We start from the raw sequence: 327 nt of genomic DNA, 5'->3' as shown, positions 1-327 counted from the left end.
ACTCGTCCAATATCGCTAAAGCCAGCCCCTTGTTTCCACAAATCAAAAACAAGATTTCTCTCATCATTAGTGAATGTGCGCTTTGGTCTTGTCATCAAATAAACTCCGCCAAATCAGTATATTAGTATAACTGTTGCGTTGTTCACTTGAATCTACAGCCGCTTCTCTTAAAAAATCCCGTTCCTTCTTTACTTGGGCTAACTCTCGCTTAAGCGTAGCGAGTTCCTCGTCTCTGGGGCTGCCATTCCCCGTAAACGCTTTTTTATCCGGTGTTTGATATTCCTTAATCCAGCGATGCAGGTTGCCCGAATTGATCCCCAAATTACG

General features: G+C 43.4%; 1 pseudogene. It reads right to left on the bottom strand.

Annotated features, from left to right (window positions below):
* Nucleotides 1–171: 171 nt before the first annotated feature.
* Nucleotides 172–327, bottom strand: a pseudogene (locus BGP75_RS27545) (IS3 family transposase); the annotation flags it as partial.

The sequence above is a fragment of the Motiliproteus sp. MSK22-1 genome (assembly GCF_001968815.1).
Classification (GTDB): Bacteria; Pseudomonadota; Gammaproteobacteria; order Pseudomonadales; family Balneatricaceae; genus Motiliproteus.
Note: the sequence above shows the minus strand (reverse complement) of the source record. Positions and strands in the feature narration are given on the sequence as shown.